Below are 18,965 nucleotides of genomic sequence, written 5' to 3'. Positions count from 1 at the left end.
AAGCAGGCTTTGAGAGTGCCTGCAGTGCCGGTAATGACTGTCGTGCCCATCGTACCCATCGTGTATATAGTGCATATGAAAGTCCAGCCATAGCGGGGTAACTGCTTTCTACGGTAAGATGCTGATCCAGCTACCCTTTGTTTGTACAGCATGAAAACCCGCATCCGCACTGAAGCCGCCGCCCTCTGGACCATTGCCTGGCCTGTCCTGATAGGACAATTGGCCACCGTAGGCATGAGTGTGGCCGACGTCGCCATGACCGGCCACCTGAGTGCGAACGATCTGGCTGCAGTGTCACTGGGTGCAAACGTTTGGGTAATTATCCTGGTCAGCGTAATGGGCATCATGATGGCGGTGAACACCGTCATCGCCCATGAAGTCGGCGCAGAAAACCATGAGCGTGTGCCGCACATGGTGCGTCAGGCTTTGTGGCTGGGTCTGGGCGTAGGCCTGGTTGGCTGTGTATTGTTGAATATCGCCACGCTGGTGTTCAATTACCTGCAACTGGACCCGGCCATCAATGCCAAGGCTTCAGAGTTTGTCCATGTCATCAGCCTGGGCATGCCCGCTTTTGCGATGTACCGCGCCCTGTATGGATACACCACCAGCCTGAACCAGACCAAGCCAGTCATGGTGATTGCGCTCGGTGGTCTGGCTTTTAATATCATCATCAACTGGCTGTTTATTTACGGCCATCTGGGTTTCCCCAAGCTGGGTTCTACCGGCTGTGCCATGGCTACCGGCATGGGCCTGTGGTTGATGCTGGGTGCGATGATATTCTGGATGCGTCGCGCTGAAGCCTACAAAGAGACTTTTCCCTTCAGCCATTATGAAGGCCCTAACTGGACAGAAATTCGCTCTACCCTGCGCCTGGGCCTGCCGATAGGTGTTACCTATTTTGCTGAAGTGTCGGCCTTTGGCGCTGTCGGTTTGCTGATTGCCCGCTTTGGCGTGGTGCCGGTATCAGCCAACCAGATCGCCCTGAATTTTTCATCACTGGTGTTCATGGTGCCATTAAGCCTGGGCATTGCCCTGACTACGCGTGTCGGGCAAACCCTGGGTGAAGGCGACCCGGAACGGGCACGCTTTATCTCCTGGACAGGTTATGCGCTATCGACCAGTTTTGCCGTCATATCAGCATTGGGCATCATGATCTTCCGCGATCTGGTGGCGGCAGCCTATACCTCTGATCCGGAGGTGCAGGCCATGGCATCCGAATTGCTGCTGTATGCGGCGATCTTCCAGTTGTCTGATGCTGCACAAGTCACGGCATCCTGCGCCATACGCGGCTATAAAGTCACGCGCACACCGATGCTGATACACCTGATGGCCTTTTATGGCTTTGCGCTGCCGATAGGCTGCGTGCTGGGGTTGGCACCGGCCTGGTTGCCATGGCACCCTGAGCAACCGATGGCAGCACGCGGTTTCTGGATAGGCCTGGTACTCGGTCTGACAATCGCTGGATTCATGCTGACTGGTTTGTTGCATAAACTCAGTGAACGCAGGATACGGCAGGCAGCTGGCTTGCCTGGTGCTGTTGCCTGACATCAGTTTTTTTGAGGAAATTCATAAAAAAGAAGCTCAAGCTATCAATTTGACTACTTAAGACCCGCTATTAACCGGATAACTGCTGTATTTATCAGCAAGATTTTTGGCAATTCAGGCCAGAAACGGTCTGAAGGGCAGGCTTTCCGGTAAAATAGCGGGTTAATCAAATCCAACTGGCAAAACATCATGAGTCTCAAATGCGGCATCGTCGGCCTGCCTAACGTCGGCAAATCCACACTGTTCAATGCGCTGACCAAAGCAGGCATACCGGCAGAAAATTATCCTTTCTGCACTATCGAGCCTAACGTCGGCGTGGTTGAAGTGCCTGATCCGCGTCTGAAACAACTGGCTGACATCGTCAAGCCTGAACGCATCCAGAACGCCATCGTTGAATTTGTTGATATCGCTGGCCTGGTTGCCGGTGCCTCCAAAGGTGAAGGTCTGGGCAACCAGTTCCTCGCCCACATCCGCGAAACTGACGCCATCGTCAACGTCGTGCGCTGTTTTGAAGATGACAACGTCATCCACGTTGCTGGCAAGGTCAGCCCGCTTGACGATATCGAAGTTATCCAGACTGAGCTGGCACTGGCCGACATGGGCACAGTAGAAAAAGCCATCCACCGCGAAAACAAGAAAGCCCGTTCTGGCGATAAAGATGCGTTGAAACTGGTCACGGTGCTGGAACGCATCATGCCCGCCCTGAACGATGCCAAGCCCGTGCGCGCCCTGGGCCTGGACGCAGAAGAAATGCTGCTGATCAAACCACTGTGCCTGATCACGGCCAAACCAGCGATGTATGTTGCCAACGTCTCTGACAGCGGCTTCACTAACAACCCATTGCTGGACCAGTTGACTGCCTACGCAAATTCACAAAATGCCCCTATCGTGGCCATTTGCGCTTCCATAGAATCTGAAATCGCTGATCTGGACGACGCTGACAAAACCGAATTCCTGGCCGACATGGGCATGGAAGAACCAGGCCTCGACCGCCTGATACGCGCCGGTTTCAAATTGCTGGGCCTGCAAACCTACTTCACTGCAGGCGTCAAGGAAGTACGCGCCTGGACCATCCACGTAGGTGACACTGCACCACAAGCAGCCGGCGTGATCCACACCGACTTCGAACGCGGCTTCATCCGCGCCCAGACGATTGCATTTGATGATTACATCAACTTCAAGGGTGAATCCGGCGCCAAGGAAGCAGGCAAGATGCGCGCCGAGGGCAAGGAATATGTGGTCAAGGATGGCGATGTGTTGAATTTCTTGTTTAACGTCTGATCAGGACTTAACAAGGCCACAAAACCCAACAAAAGCCGCGACATTCGCGGCTTTTTTGTTTCCTTTATTGCCCTTGTGTTTCAGATGTAATATTTTAGGTGCATCATTATTTAACCTAGTCCACTTCGCGGAGTCAATTTGCCTGACAAGAGCCCCAGCCACACCACCGGTGCGAGAGCCTCATGAAACTTGATGTGCGCACTATCATGTTGATGTTGAGCGGGATTAATCTGCTGGGCGCGGGCATGATGGCGCTGATCAGTTTTCATGCGGACAATATCAAGGGGGCGCGGCAATGGGCGGCAGGACATTGCTGCATGTGCATAGGTATTTTTACCAGCACGCAGATGTCTCCTGAATGGCCTTTGTGGATTATTGGCAGTGTACCTCTGGTTACCGGTTGTGGTTTTGGCCTGATCTACAATGGCATTGAAGCTTTCAATGGCAAACGCTGCCATTACTGGTTCACGGCGTGGGTAGGCGTACAGATGATGGCACAGAGCCTGTGGCTGGGTGTGTGGCGTGATGATATCCGCATGCTGGTGATTGCCAACTCTATCTTGTTCAGTTGCGTCTTTGGTGCCTGCGCGCTTAATCTGATGGTCAAGGCTGCACAGCCGCTGAAAACTGCCTACAGGTTGGCCACTGTTTCGTTTGCCTTCATTGCCCTGATGAGTCTGCTCAGGGCAATGAATATGATGAGCAAGCCAGCACAAGAGATTTCGCTCTTTGCACAGGGCGATGTCAATCCGGTATTTCTGGTGCTTGGTGGCCTCTCGCAACTTTCCATCTCACTGTCGCTGGTCATGTTGATCACCTTCCGTCTCGTCAGTGAATTGCGCGAAAAGGCTTCGCACGACAGCCTTACAGGCTTGCTGAACCGCCGCAGTTTTGAAGATGAATCAAGACGCCTGCTGGCGCGGGCTATCCGGACTGGCGAGCCCTTGTCTGTCATCATGATCGATGTGGATTTTTTCAAGCGCGTTAATGATGTTCATGGACACCAGGCAGGCGACGAAGTGCTGCGCCGCCTGGCGGCGCTGTTGCAGACCATTGTCCGTAGTGAAGATTGCCTGGCACGCTATGGCGGCGAAGAGTTTTGTATTTTGTTGACTGGCACTGGCGAGCAAGGCGCGGCGCAATTGGCTGAACGCGCGCGCCTGCTGTATTCTGAATTACAGATCAACTGGAAAAACGAAGTCCTGCACAGTACCCTGAGCGCCGGTATCGCAGATTCCTTCAACAATGGCATGAATCTGACTGCTTTGGTCGATGCCGCAGACCAGGCCTTGTACCGTGCGAAAAAAACAGGACGTAACTGCATAGCCTTGCATACTGCAGTTAGTCCTCCAGCAAAATACGCCTGATTTTTATGTGCCATACCTGCCCTGCAAGTTCCCTCATGCTGGATTAATGCCCTGCTTACTTATAATGCAATAAGCAGGACACTCATGCTGCTTGATACCAAGCAAATCAGCTTAAAACTTTACATCCAGACGCACAGAAAGATAACGGAAGGCATTGCGTGTCGGTGTCCAGGTCGTGCTGTTGACAGTAGCTAACGGATTAGGCGCTGTCGCATTGAAGCTCGCCAATGGGAAAGAACGGTTGGCGCGGTATTGACGGTCAAACAGATTATTGACCCTGAAGCTCAAGGTCGCGCGGCCAGACTTTTCACGGAAACCAAAACCGCCGTGGACATAGGTGGTGGCTGGTACAAAGTTAAGCGGGTTCTGGTCGAGATTGGAAATCATGTCGCTCGCATACACCACATTGCCTGTGACATAAGCATCAAAACTCATCTCAGGCAATTTCAAGTCATATTTGAAACCGACGCTGGCTTTGCGCTTGGGTGAAAACGGCATGCGTCCACCCGAAACATCATTGGTATTCTGATCACCATACAAAGGGTTTTTCAAGATGCAGGTATCGTTGAAACCGCCGTTGGGACTGCCAGTCACCTGATAGCAAGTAGAGTTCTTGAATGAGGTGATGGTCGCATCGGTATAAGCGAAATTGGCATTGATCAGCAAATCCCTGCTTGCCAGTGCATTGATGTCGAGTTCTGCGCCCTTGGTCTGCACTCCTTCAAGGCTATTCAGGCGGGTCTGATAGATCAGGGTATCGGGTATATAGCTACCTGAGTTCTGTTGATAATCTTTGAACTTGCTGTTGAACAGGGTCGCTGCGACGGTCAGACGGTTATCGAAAAAATTGCCCTTCATGCCAACTTCAAAACTCTTGGCTGTCTCTGATTTGACGGGTTGCTGTGATGCGGTCAGGGCAGACAGGCTGCTGGTGATATCATAAGCCTGGCCTTTATAACCAGTGGATGCAGAGACATAGCCCATCAACGTAGGCGTGAATTGCTTTTGCAAACTGAGCTTGCCGGTAGTGGCGTTTTCTACATTGCCTACGCTGGAAAAATTATTGACAGCAACATAAGGGCTGCCGAAAACTAATTTGGAAGGGTTTCCAGTTCCGGAAAAATGATAACCAGATTCTTGCCTGTTAAAACGTATCCCGGTAGTCAGGGTATAAGTAGGAATAAATTCCCAGCTGGCCTGGCCAAATACGGCCTTGTTGATATTGTAGGTGTCGCCATAGAACTCAGTAGGGCTGGTGGCGACGAGGCCGTTTTCACCACGTTTGAAATAGCGTGAAAGTTCATTCTTGCCATACCAGAGACCAGCGACATAACGGAAGTTGCCAGTGTCTGCCGACACCAGACGTATCTCTTGCGTACGTGAGATGACATCAAAGCGACCGTGCTGCTCTGCTCCCTGGTTCAAACCTGATGACTTGGTCGAACCTGTGACCGGGTAGTACAGCATCACAGGTGCATCGGTAAAGTCCTGGTCACGTGAATCATAGGCATGATAACGGTCGCCGGATGTGATTGACGTCAGGGTCCCACCGTTTGGCAACTGGTAATTCACTCTGAGGCCAAAACCGCGCGTAGTTGATTCCTGCCCTGTGAACGTGTCATTGCGGATGGTGCGGTTATCCGGCCCAGGCGTAATGCCTGCCAGCACTTGCGAGATGGGCATGGCCGGAGAATTGTTCAGCAAGCCGTTTTGTAGATTAGTGCCCGTCAGGCTGGTGATGACCAGTGCGCAGCAATCAGTCTTTGTGTAGTTATATCGCGGTGAAAAATCGATATCGAGATCATCTGTCAAACGCCAGTTCAATTTAGCCAGGAAGGTTTTTCCGGCAGATCCATTGGTCATTTTACCGGTGGTCAGATTATTGACGTTACCAGGAAAATCATTATTACTGGCGGCAATGCGAAAACCGAATTTCTCGGATACTTCACCGCCTATGGATGCACCGAGACGCCATTCCCTGTCGCTGGACAGCAAGATGCTAGCGCGCGAGACGATGGGGCCGGAAATAGGCTTGGTAACAATATTGATGGCACCAGCAATCGCCGATTTGCCGAACAAGGTGCTCTGTGGACCTTTGAGGATTTCGACACGGGAAACATCTGCCAGGTCACGGAAAGCCTGTACCTGCATGCCTATGGGAATATCATCAACGATCACGGCAACGTCAGATTCCACCCCTATGCCTATCGATTGTGTGCCTATGCCGCGCATGTTCAAACCGGTGTTTGCCGGGTTGTCACTCTGGGTTTTGGTCAGTGCGGGCGACAGGTCGATGACGTCATCGAGGTCACGGACATTATTGCGTTGCAATTGTTCTTCACCAATGACCGAGATCGACATAGGTACATTCTCGAGTTTCTCCACACGCTTGTTGGCCGAGATAACGACTTTGGCCAGGCCTTTTTCATCCGCCTCTGCAGTTGCCGCTGTCGCTTTATTTGCTGTTGATGCTGTCGGCGTTGCGGTAGCGGCTTGTTGCGCCTGTGCGGTGTTCATGAAACTCAGGATAGCCACTGCGACGGCGGCAGTGACAGGGGCTAACTGATATTGCTGCCTGCTGTTATTGCGACCAGAATTTTTGTGTTTGCCTGCATGCTTATTATTTATAGTACTGCGGAACATTTTTTGTCTCCTTGCTGTTTATTTTATAACTGCGAGTTTTATCACTGCTAGTTTTTTTAATGCCAGTTCTGTTGCGATGTTGTTGCCCGTCCTTATAAAGCTGATTATGTCGATGGCTTTACTGTTACTGCTCCGCCTTATCTAACGCACCAGACAAGGTTTTTTATTGTCGAATGTCCACCCCGGGATCAGAAATTGCATGGCAATAGCATCATTGCGCGCGCCCAGCCCCATGTTCAGATACAGTTGGTGTGCGGCTTCTATTGCAGCCATATCAAGCTCTACCCCCAGGCCAGGTTTATCTGGCACGTCTATAACGCCATTGTTGATACTCAGTGGCGCTTTAGTCAGGCGCTGGCCGTCCTGCCAGATCCAGTGGGTATCAATCGCGGTAACTTTTCCAGGAGCGGCGGCAGCGACATGGGTGAACATCGCCAGCGAAATATCGAAGTGGTTGTTGGAATGCGAACCCCAGGTCAGCCCCCATTCCTTGCACATCTGTGCCACGCGGACCGAGCCCTGCATGGTCCAGAAATGCGGATCTGCCAAGGGGATATCGACAGCCTGTAATTGCACCGCATGGCCGAGCTCGCGCCAGTCGGTGGCGACCATATTGGTGGCCGTTGGCAAGCCGGTTTCACGGCGAAATTCTGCCATCACTTCACGGCCAGAAAAGCCATCTTCTGCACCACATGGGTCTTCTGCATAGGCCAATACATCAGCACGGTCACGGCACAGGCGTATGGCGTCTTTCAATGACCATGCGCCATTTGGATCCAGGGTGATACGCGCATCAGGAAAGGCTTCAGCGAGGGCGGTGACGGTTTCAATTTCATCTTCGCCACGCAGCACACCACCCTTGAGTTTGAAGTCGCGAAAGCCATAACGCTGATGGGCTGCCTTGGCCAAAGCAAGAACGGATTTGGTATCAAGCGCAGGCTGGCAACGCAACATCGCCCAGTCATCATCCGGCCCGGCAACTGTGCCGGGATCAGGATAAGGCAAGCTGGTGTCATGGCGGTTGCCGATGTAGAACAAATAACCGAGCACATCGACCTGGGTGCGCTGCTGGCCCTCACCCAGCAGGGCTGCAACTGAGACACCCAGAAATTTTCCGAGCAAATCCAGCAAGGCGGATTCAAGTGCGGTCACCGCATGTACGGTGATGCGCAAATCAAAAGTCTGATGCCCACGCCCTTTTGCATCACGTTGCGCAAAGGCGGTTCGGACTTGATTGAGCATGCTGTTAAAGGCTCCGACGGGCTGACCAATAATGAGGGGCCGTGCGTCATTCAGGGTTTTTTCTATCTCTGCACCACCTGGTACTTCACCGACGCCCTGGTTGCCAGCGCTATCGGTCAGGATCACGATATTGCGGGTGAAGTAAGGGCCGTGCGCCCCGCTGAGATTGAGCAGCATGCTGTCGTAGCCAGCTACGGGTATCACTTGCAGTCTGGTCACAAAGGGAGTTGACTGCACCTGGAAACGAGGATTGCTGACATTGGAAAAAACAGATGTTTGCATAAATGATTGGGGTTAATTAATACCGCTATTGGTCTGGATTATTCTTTTGCTGGCCTTGCTCATAAAGCCTGCCCATTTCACCTGTGGGCTGAATTGATGAAGTTGCTATTGCAGGCTGATAAAGCTCGCTATTGTCATTTTCTTTTTTGCTCACCGCTCATGGTACCGCTACCAAATATAAATTAATGGTAGCGGTACCTATTTTGAAAGTCAATCACTTTCTTGAGCGAATTGTGGGAGTTTTAATATTCCTGTCGCTGCCAATGTGATTTACAACAGGAATAGAATCAGGACTAATACCGCAACTGAAGGCAGCATCCCCTTGGCCGGCAATAATAGGCCGGACAAAATGATGAGCAAATGCTTTGTCCCTCCTGTGGACGGGACTTAGATACCTGCTTCAAAAAGATTATGCGCTGCCACGTTCGACAATGGAAAAGCCTATATCTTTAACCTTGTCTGTCACTGGCTTGCCATCCACGCGCTCAATAATGAAACGCGCTGCCTGGATGCCTATGGCCGTGCCATCTATGCGAACACTGGTCAATGGTGGATTGAGGTCTTTTGAAAATTCCTGATCACCCAGCCCCACTACAGCCAGCTTTTCTGGCACGGCTATGCCCATTGCCTGGGCTTCTATGATGACGCCCTGAGCCATCATGTCTGAGCTGCAAAAGATCGCATCAATGGCAGGATCATTTTCCAGCAAGCTACGCAGGCCACTACGGCCACTACCCAGAGTGGTAGGTGCCTTGACTATGCAGGTAGCGACTTCTTTCGCACCTGCCTGCCCCATGCCCAGAGCCAGTGCGGCATCAGAAAATGCCTTGTTGCGACGTACTGCACGCTCATCATTGGCGCTGATGGTCGCCACGCGCTTGCGCCGACGGCCATGCAGATATTTGGCCACGGCCTCGCCAATTTTTTCATGCGAAAAACCGACCAGCATATCGATAGGCGTAGGCGTCAGGTCCCAGGTTTCCACTACCGGGATACCACTGGCAAGCAGGCGCTTGCGACCGAGTTCTGAACGCATGATGCCGGTCAGCACGACACCGTCTGGACGGCGCCCTATGATGGCTTCCAGTAAGGCATCTTCGCGTGAATTTTCATAGCCAGCCTGACCCAACATTAATTGATAACCTTCATCTGCCAGAGACTTGGTCAGGGATTGCACCATCTCCAGAAACACCGAGCCAGTAATGGTAGGCACGACAGCAGCCACCAGACGGCTTTTTTTGGATGCCAGGCCACCGGCCAACAAATTGGGCACATAGCCAGTACGCTCTACCGCTTCCCTTACCCGCGCCAGGATGGCTGGCGACACTGCCTCGGGCGTATTCAAAGCCCGCGAAGCCGTAATCGGTGCGACATTGGCCAGTTTTGCCACGTCACGCAAGGTAAAGCCACCGCTGGAGCGACGGCTGCGGCGCACAGGATCAGCCGCAGACACCTCAGCAACAGGCGTTTCAGTTGCAATATCAGCTTTGGCTGCCGCTATGGAGGATGACTTGTTTTTCATCCATAAATTATAGCATTGCAAATTCGCCCATAGCCATTTGCCAACAGCGTGGCCGCTGCTGACAATCCTGTTGCCAGTCTTACCTGGCTTTATCCAAAAGCTGGAGCTCGCCGCTGAGGCGGATATCGTCCGATGCACTGCCCAGCATGATGATGAATTTGCCCGGCTCCGCGACCCATTTCAATTTGCTGTCATAAAACGACAGCATGGCCTGGTCTATAGTAAACGTCACCCGCTTTTGCTCACCCGCTGCCAGTTTGATTTTCTGGAAGCCTTTGAGTTGCCTGACAGGGCGCACTACTGAGGCGACCGGGTCACGCAAATACAATTGCACCACTTCTTCACCGTCACGCTTGCCAGTATTGTGCAAATCAAACGAGACAGTCGCAGTGGCGCCGGGCAGCAGGTTTTTATTACTGAAGCTCAGATTGCTATAGCTGAAATCGGTGTAACTCAAACCATGCCCGAATGCATAACGCGGGGTATTCGGAGAATCAATATAGGCCGATTTATAGACGACATTTTTTACGTCCTGCACAGGTCTGCCGGTTTCATAAGTATCGTATGAGATGGGTATCTGGCCCACACTGCGCGGGAAAGTCATGGGCAGCTTGCCCGAAGGGTTGTAATCACCAAACAAGACATCGGCAATGGCATTGCCACCCTCACTGCCGGCAAACCATGTATACAGAATTGCGGCGGCATGATCGGCTACCGCATTGAACACCAGCGGCCTTCCCGCCATGATCACGACTGTGACTGGTTTACCTTTCGCTCGCAATGCTTCGAATAATTGCGTCTGCAAACCCGGCAAGCCCAGGTCCGTGCGTGACTTTGCTTCGCCACTCAGGTCCCAGCTTTCACCGAGTACCAACAAGATAGTATCGGCCTTGTCTGCCGCTGCCAGTGCTGCTGCAAAACCGTCGGTCGTAGTACAGACGACATCACAACCCTGCGCGAAAATTACTTCAGTGTCTTTTTCCACATGGCTGCGTATGCCATCCAGCAAACTTGCCACCTGCCCCGCATCTGATTTGACGATCCAGCCGCCTTCAAGGTCACGACGTGCGTCTGCCAATGGGCCTATCACGGCGATGGACTTCGCAGCTTTATTCAACGGCAAGGCTTGCTTGTCGTTCTTCAGCAGCACCAGGGATTTGCGCGCGATATCACGTGCAATAAGTCTATGGCTGGGATCATTCAATACTTCCTGTTCACGCTTTGCATCAGAAAAGCGATAAGGATCATCAAACAGGCCCAGTTCAAATTTTTTGTACAGGATGCGTTTTACCGCATCATCAAGCAAAGCTGTTTTTACTTTACCGCTTTTGATCAGTTGCACCAGCGAGCTGGAATAGGCAAAGCCCTCCATGTCCATATCGCTGCCCGCATTGATGGCTTTTTGCGCCGCGTCAGGGATATCTGCGGCATAGCCATGCTTGACCATTTCCGCAATCGATGCCCAGTCACTGACGACGAAACCCTGGTACTTCCATGCACCCTTGAGTATGTCGCGCTGCAAATAAGCACTACCGGTTGCCGGAATGCCATTCAGGGTATTGAAGGAATTCATGAAGGTGGCAACACCTGCATCTACCGCTGCCTTGAATGGTGGCAGATAGGTTTCCCACAATTGGTGCTCGCTCATATCCACGGCATTGTAATCACGCCCTGCGATCGCTGCACCGTAGGCGGCAAAATGCTTGGCGGTGGCCATGACGGCATCTGTGCCACCGAGTTCTTTTCCTTGAAAGCCGAGCACCCTCGCTCTGGCTATCTGGCTGCCAAGGTAAGCATCTTCACCTGCACCTTCCATCACCCTGCCCCAGCGCGGGTCACGGCTGATATCGACCATGGGCGCAAAAGTCCAGTGTATGCCGGACGCTGCCGCTTCTTTGGCGGCGATGTGGGCAGATTGCTCTATCGCCGACAAATCCCAGGAGGCAGCTTCAGCCAGAGGAATGGGGAAGATGGTCTTGTAGCCGTGTATCACATCAAGGCTGAACAGCAGCGGTATCTTCAACCTTGATTGCAAGGCTGCCGCCTGCACTTCGCGGGTTTCTGCGACGCCTTTGACGTTCAGCATCGAGCCTATTTTTCCCTTGCGGATTTCTGCGAGGATATTGGTATTTCTATTATTCGCGGGGCCAGTCAGGTCACGTCCTGATAGCTGGTGTAGCTGGCCGACCTTTTCTTCCAGCGTCATCTGCTTTAGCAGCGCATCGACTTTTTGCTCTATCTGCCAGTCTTGTGCTGACGCATTTGCCGCCAGGGTCAGGACAGCAAACAATGCTGTCAGCACTGTGGATTTATTGCCATGCATATCGTGTTTTGCCATTTTTTATTGATACTTCTTTTGCACATCGTCATAGAAGTTTTTCAAGGTGCAAAATGCCTTCTTCTTTTTGCCGCTGTCAGAGATCAATCCCTTGCGGTTCCAGAAATCCTGAAAGTATGGGTGCTGGCGGCGTGGCGAGCGAAAATCGACCAGTATCCATGGCGTCATGCCGCGCAAGCCTGGCATGGCGGTCAGCATCTTGAACTGCTTTTGATAGAGCACATCCTGATACTCTTCACTCCAGCGGGTGTCACCATCGGCATGGTAACCAGCCAGAGCATCGGCACCAAATTCTGTAATGACTACCGGCTTGTTGTATTTGATCTTGAAGCGGTAATCCAGCATCTCTTTGGTATTGCTCCAATACCAGCCTGCATATTCATTGAAACTGACCAGATCGAGTTTGTCAGCCAGCGGATCTTCAACTATTACATCATGACCTTCACGATGCACCTCGAGTGCTGCAGCGACCAGACGGGTGTCGTCGTTGTTGCGTGCTGTCGCCGCCAGTTTGCCCATGAAAACATTGCGCGCATCGCTGACAGGTGTCTCATTACCTATCGACCAGATGATCACACTCGCGCGATTTTTATCTCTGAGCATCAGGTCTGTCAGTTGCTGGCTAGCGTTCTGATAAGTGTCAGGGTTAGTCCAGGAGATAGTCCAATACACCGGCACTTCAGCCCAGACCAGCAAACCCATTTCATCTGCCAGACGCAGCATTTCTTCACTGTGCGGATAATGTGCGAGGCGCACGTAATTCGAATTCAATTCTTTGGCCCATTGCAGCATCATGCGCATATCTGCCTGACCGCGCAGGCGACCGACGATGAGAGGGTTTTCATCATGCAGGGAAATGCCGCGCAAGAATATGGATTTGCCATTCAGCAGTATGTCCTGGCCACGTGTTTCTATGGTGCGAAAACCGATACGGTCGCTGACGCTATCACCAGCAGCGGCAATATCCACTTTGTACAGCTTGGGATTTTCTGGCGACCAGTATGTCATTTTTTCTACCGGGATGCTGATGGCGGCACGGCCATTGGCGTCAGTCTTTACGGTAGTGCTGATGCCCGCTTCGGCAATATTGATCTTGATTTCTTCCGGCTTGCGCACGCCTGCCAATTGCACAAAACCTTCTATGCGCTTGAGGTTGCCTTTGGCAAGCTGGATTTTATAATCATTGATATAAGTGGCTGGCAGCTCTGCCAGCAAGACATCGCGGGTGATGCCACCGTAATTCCACCAATCGGTATTGACGGTAGGTATTTCATGCTGGTGTCTTGTGTTATCAGCCTTTACGATGACAAAATTCTTACCCTTGTTGAGCTTGCCTGTCACATCAAACTGGAATGGCGTGAAGCCGCCTTTATGGCTACCCAGTTTTTTGCCATTCAGATAGACATGCGCCTCGTAGTTGACCGCACCAAAGTAGAGGAAGTAATTCTTGCCCGCTTTGGGCTCGGCATCAAATACCTGGCGCAGCCAGATCGTACCTTCGTACAGTTGCAGTTTTTCTGCCTGCGAATTCCAGTCACCTGGTATTTTCATTGTTGGTGACAGGTCGAAATTGTATTCGACCCAGTCGTTTTTATCCTTGGGCGCGCGGTCATCATAAAAGCCGCCCTTGCCAGTTGCTGACTCATCAAACGGCATGCGGCGATAATCGTAATAGCCCATCTCATAGGGATCAATGATGTAATTCCAGCGGCCATTGAGGCTGGTATGAGAACGGCCATAGATGTTTTGCAGCAGCGCTGACGGGGTGGATTGCACCTCTGCAGTGGCGGCTGGCCTGGTTTGCGAAAATGCTGTGCCGCTGGCTGCCAGGTTACTCAATACTGCAATTACGGCATAGCAGACTGCACTGCCCAGCCATATTCTTAAACCATGCATCTCATACCCCTTATTAATTTTGTGTAGCCGCGGCTCTTATGAAGACGCTTGAATATTGATGATTATTACTGACGAATATGGTAGCGGTACCATTTTTAGAAGTCAATGCTTTTTTCAGAAACCTCATTCTGCAAAGGCTGCGAGAAAAATAAAAGCCCGGCTGCCATGCAATCCGGGCTTTGTCCAACAAGATGTGGAGTTCCGAGCAGAAGTTCGTAGCAAAAGCTCTAAGTTTAAGCCGCTGCGCGCTGGCGACCAGCCATGTGCGAACTATACACATTGGACGGGCTTAGCAACTCGCCTGCCTTAACTGCCGCGACCCAGCTATCCGTACTGACTACGGCAGCAAAATTGGAATGGAAGACGACGCTGAAGGCACGGTGAATTTCTTCCGCAGTCGCATAACCAGCCGCATTTTCATAAGGCAATGAACCTGTTGCATCGTTCAGCATTTCAACCTGATAACCCAGGTGCGCCGCTTCAAGTATGCTGCTGGCGTTACAGTTGTGCGTCATGTAGCCAACTATGCTCAGGGTATTAATCTCATTCTTTTTGAGCCATGCTGCCACATCAGTGCCAGTAAATACACTGGCCATGTTTTTTTCTATACGGTGATCAGCATGACGGCTGGCAACCACTTCATGCAACTCCCAGGTTTTGGAACCACGCGCAAAGATGGGTGAAGTTTCTGGCGCAGAGTGCTGCACCACCAGGACAGGAATACCCGCAGCCTTGGCCATATCCATCGCCCTGCCTATGTTTTGCAGGGACACTTGCGGATCAGGGTAGCTGATTTGCATATTGCCTGTGAAATATTCATTTTGTACATCAATAACGATCAGGGCGCGTTTTACAGGGTTACTGGCAGTCATGGCATTTCCTTTTGAGGTAAATTCAAGATGGATTGAATAAAACAGCAGCGCTGTTCATGGGATGTATTTTCAGCCATGCAGGCTCAGAATATAAGTGACCCGATTGCCAATATTCGATACAATCAGGCCATGTCTATATCCAACCCTGACAATAAGATCAATATCGCGGTGCTGGCCTTTGATGGCATCAGCCCTTTCCATTTATCTGTCCCCTGCATGGTATTTGGCGAGCATCATGGCGGGCTGGACATGCCCTTGTTCGATCTCAAAGTCTGTCTGGCCCTGCCTGGCAGGGCACAGGCTGAAGTGCGCACCAGTTCCGGCTTTGGCATTCATGTGCGACATGGCTTGCCTGCGCTGGGCAAGGCTGACATGATAGTCATCCCATCCTGGCATGATGACTTGCGCCCTGCCCCGCCTGTACTGTTGCAGACACTGCGTCAGGCGCATGCACGGGGAGCGCGCATCATAGGTTTGTGTCTGGGTGCCTTTGTGCTGGCCGAAGCTGGCTTGCTCGACAAGCGCAGTGCCACCACGCATTGGGCTTTGAGCAAGGCTTTTACTGAACGCTATCCGCAAATCAGCCTGGACCCAAATGTACTGTATGTGGATCATGGTGATGTTGTCACTTCAGCAGGCACTGCTGCGGGCATAGATTGCTGCCTGCATGTGCTGCGCAGTACCTATGGCGCTGATGTGGCGGCCCATGTTGCCCGACGTCTTGTGGTAGCACCGCACAGGCAGGGTGGGCAGGCGCAATACATAGAACAGCCTGTGCCAGTGCTGGCCACTGATGACCGCCTGGCCAAAGTACTGGAATGGATGCTGGCAAATCTGGCAGAACCTCAGCAGCTCGATCAACTGGCGCAAAGAGCCCTGATGAGCAGGCGCAGCTTTACCCGCCATTTCCAGCAGCAGACCGGCACGACCGTGGGCAAATGGTTATTGAATCAAAGGCTGGCACAAGCTCAACGCCAACTGGAAACCAGCAAACGCGCAATTGATGACATCGCAGCGGATACAGGTTTTGGTACAGGATTATTACTGCGCCGTTATTTCGCGCGTGAATTTGGTCTGTCACCTTCGGCTTACCGACGTGCTTTTCAGGGAAATGATTGATTACCAAACATCATCAAATCAGGAATCTGGCATGGTATATGCCTTAAACACCAGCATGAATAGAGCTTAGCCATTAAAATAGCTTACATACTTTCCGGCCTACTAATTGCATCAAGATCATGCCCAGCATATTGTCACTTAGCATTTACCCCATCAAGTCCTGCGCCGGTATCACACTGGAAGCGGCCACACTGACTGAAACCGGCCTCAGTTTTGAAGGCATACATGACCGCGAATGGATGCTGGCGAACCAGCAAGGGCAATTTCTGACGCAAAGAGAATTCCCGAAGATGGCCTTGATACGGCCAGAAATCCGTAGTGACGGGCTTTACATCCACGCCCCTGGCATGCCTGTGCTGTCACTGAACCCGCAAGAAGATACCAGCACTACTTCAGTCACGATCTGGGAAGAAAATTTCCCCGCCCTCGATTGCGGGCAGGCCATGGCAGACTGGTTCAGCAAGGCGCTGGATACGCCCTGCCGCCTGGTACGTAGCACGCCACAGACGCAGCGCTATGCGAGTCAGAAATGGACAGGCGACAAACTCGTCGCTACCCGCTTCTCTGATGGTTATCCCATCTTGCTGACGGCATCTGCTTCTTTGGATGACCTCAATCAGAAACTGGAAAAACAGGGTCGCAGTGCGCTGCCCATGAATCGCTTTCGTGCGAATATCGTGCTGGATGGCATAGAAGCTTTTGAAGAAGATTATGCCGAGAATTTTGAAGTTGGCAGCCTGATACAACTGCGCCCGGTCAAGCCTTGTCCGCGCTGCCCCATGCCATCAATAGACCAGAGTACAGGTGAGTTTGGTCCTGACCCGCTGGATATCCTGCAGACTTACCGCGCCAATCCCCTGGTCGATGGCGGCATCACCTTTGGCATGAATGTCATTGTCGAACAGGGCTTAGGGCAATTGCTGCGTGTCGGTGATGCTATCAATATGAATATCGCATTCTAATTACAGACCACCAAGTACAGACCAATATGGAAAGCATGATGCCAGCGCATACCGATACAGAGCCAGATGAAGCACCATCTGCGCTGCTGGAATTGCAGCATGAAAATCAGGTGTTGCGCGCACGGCTGGACAGCTTGCTTGAACTTGCTCACCGCAATCAGAGCATCATGGCGCGGCACCAGAGTTTTGATTTGAAGATTATTGGCGCCAACAGTTTTCGTGAACTGATCACAAATATTTTCAGCGCACTGGCAATCACCTCAGAACTCGATGTAGTGTCTCTGGTCTTGTTCGATAAAATGGGCGACTTGCAGCAAATGCTGTGCGACCTGAAGATAGACCTGAATGAATTTCCACATCTGGTTTTCTTGCGGCATGAGGTAGAACTGAGCCAGCCAGAAACTGCACTGCGCAAACCGCAGTTGGGTCTGTACCAGAGCCTTGCTTATTCAACATACTTTAGCAGCTTCAATAAAAAACCGGCAAGTATTGCCATCATCCCTATGCGCAGACAAGGCCGCCTGATTGGCTGCCTGAACCTCGGCAGTTTCAAGGCTGACCGTTTCCAGCCGAATATGGCGACTGATTTTATCGAGCGCCTGGGTTCCATCATTGCGATCTGCCTCGAAAACGTCATCAACAATGAGCGCCTGACTTATATAGGCCTGACCGACCCTTTGACGAATGTCAGCAACCGCCGTTATGTCGAACAACGCATGCTGGAAGAAATTGCCCGTGCGCGCCGACAAAGATACAGCATTGCCTGCATGTATCTGGACATCGATTTTTTCAAACAGATCAATGACCGCTACGGACATCAGGGCGGCGATGATGTGTTGAAGGAGGTTGCAAAAAGAATCAAGAATGAATTGCGTCTCAGTGACACCCTGGGCCGCTTTGGCGGCGAAGAATTTGTCGTGGTGCTGGTCAACACCAATCTGCATGATGCGATACAGGTGGCAGAACGCATACGCAAAAGCATTGCTGGGCAGGATTTTATCTTGAGTGAAGCGGGCACTTGCCAGGCCACGATATCGATAGGCCTGACCACCATCGATGAAAATACCAATTACGACAATGCCACCAGCATTGCCCGTGATCTGGTATTGCGTGCTGACCGGGCTTTGTACCAGGCCAAGAATGGTGGCCGCAACCAGGTTCGCTGCTTTTAAAGTACTTGATCTGCTGCAAAAAGACCTTCCATACCTTGCAGGTGCGCCGAGCGCACCGTTTTGACTGACAGCGGTGCGCGCTGCGCGCCCTGCAAATCTGCTCAGACTAATTTGCTCTGACTGCCCACGTTCGATACCGTACAGAGTTACACGCTGATACGGTTTATTGTTAGCTCGTTATCAAACCCCATAACTGACAAGAAATGACGAGGCCAGCATGACTACTCAAAACGACCCATTGGTAAAAATCCGCGACATGACCAAAGATGTCAAATTTGGCATGTTCACTACCGTAGATGAAAACAATCGCCTGAGCAGCCGCCCGCTGACCAGTCAGCAAGTAGATGATGCCGGCAATATGTGGTTCTTTATTTCTGATGAGGCAAACTACCTCAATGCGGTGCGCCAGCATCCTGAAGTCAATGTGAGTTTTGCTGATGTGGATGACAGCCTGTATGTCTCCATCTCAGGTCGTGCAGAAGTCTTGCGTGACCGTCAGAAAGCAGAAGAATTGTGGAATGTCATGGTCAAGCCATGGTTCCCTGAAGGTGTAGATGACCCACATCTGATGTTATTGAAAGTGCAGATACATGCAGCAGAATATTGGGATAGTGGCTCAAGCAAGATGACGCAATTGTTTGCGATGGCCAAGGCAGCCATTACTGGCGAACAGCCGAAAAACATAGGTGAGCATGGGACTTTGCGTCCATAAGCTTGCAATAGT

At 51.7% G+C, this 18,965-nt stretch carries 14 protein-coding genes; 7 read left to right on the top strand and 7 right to left on the bottom strand.

Translation table 11 applies throughout. From position 1 onward, the window contains the following. Positions 1 to 150: 150 nt before the first annotated feature. The 3 genes from ACO0LI_RS06655 to ACO0LI_RS06645 all read left to right on the top strand — a co-directional run bounded on the left by ACO0LI_RS06655 (position 151) and on the right by ACO0LI_RS06645 (position 4,193). Positions 151 to 1,545 (top strand): MATE family efflux transporter, encoded by a 1,395-nt coding sequence (locus tag ACO0LI_RS06655; RefSeq protein WP_423031804.1) that lies wholly within the window; start codon positions 151 to 153, stop codon positions 1,543 to 1,545. Between the two features lie 189 nt (positions 1,546 to 1,734). Then, positions 1,735 to 2,826: a redox-regulated ATPase YchF gene (ychF, locus tag ACO0LI_RS06650; RefSeq protein WP_422950272.1), complete on the top strand. Its 1,092-nt coding sequence runs from the start codon at positions 1,735 to 1,737 to the stop codon at positions 2,824 to 2,826. Between the two features lie 182 nt (positions 2,827 to 3,008). Then, positions 3,009 to 4,193 carry a GGDEF domain-containing protein gene (locus ACO0LI_RS06645; protein ID WP_423031802.1) on the top strand — a complete coding sequence of 395 codons (1,185 nt, stop codon included), beginning with the start codon at positions 3,009 to 3,011 and terminating at the stop codon, positions 4,191 to 4,193. 111 nt (positions 4,194 to 4,304) lie between these two features. On the opposite strand, the gene ACO0LI_RS06640 is transcribed toward ACO0LI_RS06645, so the two are convergent. From ACO0LI_RS06640 to ACO0LI_RS06610, 7 genes are all read right to left on the bottom strand, one after another. Continuing rightward, the gene (locus ACO0LI_RS06640) at positions 4,305 to 6,836 is read right to left on the bottom strand and encodes a TonB-dependent receptor (protein WP_423031800.1); all 2,532 of its coding nucleotides are present in this window, start codon (positions 6,834 to 6,836) and stop codon (positions 4,305 to 4,307) included. 141 nt (positions 6,837 to 6,977) lie between these two features. Beyond that, the gene (locus ACO0LI_RS06635) at positions 6,978 to 8,360 is read right to left on the bottom strand and encodes an enolase C-terminal domain-like protein (RefSeq protein WP_423031798.1); all 1,383 of its coding nucleotides are present in this window, start codon (positions 8,358 to 8,360) and stop codon (positions 6,978 to 6,980) included. Positions 8,361 to 8,385: 25 nt separating this feature from the next. Beyond that, positions 8,386 to 8,514 carry a hypothetical protein gene (locus tag ACO0LI_RS06630; RefSeq protein WP_423031796.1) on the bottom strand — a complete coding sequence of 43 codons (129 nt, stop codon included), beginning with the start codon at positions 8,512 to 8,514 and terminating at the stop codon, positions 8,386 to 8,388. A gap of 255 nt (positions 8,515 to 8,769) precedes the next feature. Continuing rightward, positions 8,770 to 9,882 (bottom strand): LacI family DNA-binding transcriptional regulator, encoded by a 1,113-nt coding sequence (locus ACO0LI_RS06625; RefSeq protein ID WP_423031794.1) that lies wholly within the window; start codon positions 9,880 to 9,882, stop codon positions 8,770 to 8,772. Between the two features lie 79 nt (positions 9,883 to 9,961). Next, positions 9,962 to 12,220 (bottom strand): glycoside hydrolase family 3 N-terminal domain-containing protein, encoded by a 2,259-nt coding sequence (locus ACO0LI_RS06620; protein WP_423031792.1) that lies wholly within the window; start codon positions 12,218 to 12,220, stop codon positions 9,962 to 9,964. A 3-nt stretch (positions 12,221 to 12,223) separates the two neighbouring features. After that, a complete protein-coding gene (locus ACO0LI_RS06615) occupies positions 12,224 to 14,116 on the bottom strand; it encodes a glycoside hydrolase family 2 protein (RefSeq protein ID WP_423031790.1) in 1,893 nt (630 codons plus the stop codon). Between the two features lie 233 nt (positions 14,117 to 14,349). Further along, positions 14,350 to 14,988, bottom strand: a complete 639-nt coding sequence (locus ACO0LI_RS06610) for a cysteine hydrolase family protein (protein WP_423031788.1) — start codon at positions 14,986 to 14,988, stop codon at positions 14,350 to 14,352. Between the two features lie 129 nt (positions 14,989 to 15,117). Here ACO0LI_RS06610 and ACO0LI_RS06605 point away from each other — a divergent pair, with 129 nt between their 5' ends. The 4 genes from ACO0LI_RS06605 (at position 15,118) to ACO0LI_RS06590 (ending at position 18,953) form a co-directional block, all read left to right on the top strand. Further along, on the top strand, positions 15,118 to 16,107 hold the full coding sequence (locus tag ACO0LI_RS06605) for a GlxA family transcriptional regulator (RefSeq protein WP_422950264.1): 990 nt from the start codon (positions 15,118 to 15,120) through the stop codon (positions 16,105 to 16,107). 119 nt (positions 16,108 to 16,226) lie between these two features. Further along, entirely contained in the window at positions 16,227 to 17,069 is an 843-nt protein-coding gene (locus ACO0LI_RS06600) for an MOSC domain-containing protein (RefSeq protein WP_422950263.1), read from the top strand. A 38-nt stretch (positions 17,070 to 17,107) separates the two neighbouring features. Next, entirely contained in the window at positions 17,108 to 18,241 is a 1,134-nt protein-coding gene (locus tag ACO0LI_RS06595; protein WP_423031786.1) for a DUF484 family protein, read from the top strand. A 217-nt stretch (positions 18,242 to 18,458) separates the two neighbouring features. After that, positions 18,459 to 18,953, top strand: coding sequence for a pyridoxamine 5'-phosphate oxidase family protein (locus ACO0LI_RS06590; protein ID WP_422950261.1), 495 nt, complete (start codon positions 18,459 to 18,461; stop codon positions 18,951 to 18,953). The last annotated feature ends 12 nt before the right edge of the window (positions 18,954 to 18,965 follow it).

It is taken from the genome of Undibacterium sp. Tian12W (assembly GCF_049339405.1).
Lineage (GTDB): Bacteria > Pseudomonadota > Gammaproteobacteria > Burkholderiales > Burkholderiaceae_D > Undibacterium.
The sequence above is the reverse complement of the archived record's forward strand: the minus strand, read 5'-3'. Positions and strand labels throughout refer to the sequence as shown.

Excerpts from the sequence above, each read along its gene's own strand:
- ACO0LI_RS06655 (WP_423031804.1), top strand. The coding sequence starts at position 151 with ATGAAAACCCGCATCCGCACTGAAGCCGCCGCCCTCTGGACCATTGCC.
- ychF (WP_422950272.1), top strand. The coding sequence starts at position 1,735 with ATGAGTCTCAAATGCGGCATCGTCGGCCTGCCTAACGTCGGCAAATCC.
- ACO0LI_RS06645 (WP_423031802.1), top strand. The coding sequence starts at position 3,009 with ATGAAACTTGATGTGCGCACTATCATGTTGATGTTGAGCGGGATTAAT.
- ACO0LI_RS06640 (WP_423031800.1), bottom strand. The coding sequence starts at position 6,836 with ATGTTCCGCAGTACTATAAATAATAAGCATGCAGGCAAACACAAAAAT.
- ACO0LI_RS06635 (WP_423031798.1), bottom strand. The coding sequence starts at position 8,360 with ATGCAAACATCTGTTTTTTCCAATGTCAGCAATCCTCGTTTCCAGGTG.
- ACO0LI_RS06625 (WP_423031794.1), bottom strand. The coding sequence starts at position 9,882 with ATGAAAAACAAGTCATCCTCCATAGCGGCAGCCAAAGCTGATATTGCA.
- ACO0LI_RS06620 (WP_423031792.1), bottom strand. The coding sequence starts at position 12,220 with ATGGCAAAACACGATATGCATGGCAATAAATCCACAGTGCTGACAGCA.
- ACO0LI_RS06615 (WP_423031790.1), bottom strand. The coding sequence starts at position 14,116 with ATGCATGGTTTAAGAATATGGCTGGGCAGTGCAGTCTGCTATGCCGTA.
- ACO0LI_RS06610 (WP_423031788.1), bottom strand. The coding sequence starts at position 14,988 with ATGACTGCCAGTAACCCTGTAAAACGCGCCCTGATCGTTATTGATGTA.
- ACO0LI_RS06605 (WP_422950264.1), top strand. The coding sequence starts at position 15,118 with ATGTCTATATCCAACCCTGACAATAAGATCAATATCGCGGTGCTGGCC.
- ACO0LI_RS06600 (WP_422950263.1), top strand. The coding sequence starts at position 16,227 with ATGCCCAGCATATTGTCACTTAGCATTTACCCCATCAAGTCCTGCGCC.
- ACO0LI_RS06595 (WP_423031786.1), top strand. The coding sequence starts at position 17,108 with ATGCCAGCGCATACCGATACAGAGCCAGATGAAGCACCATCTGCGCTG.
- ACO0LI_RS06590 (WP_422950261.1), top strand. The coding sequence starts at position 18,459 with ATGACTACTCAAAACGACCCATTGGTAAAAATCCGCGACATGACCAAA.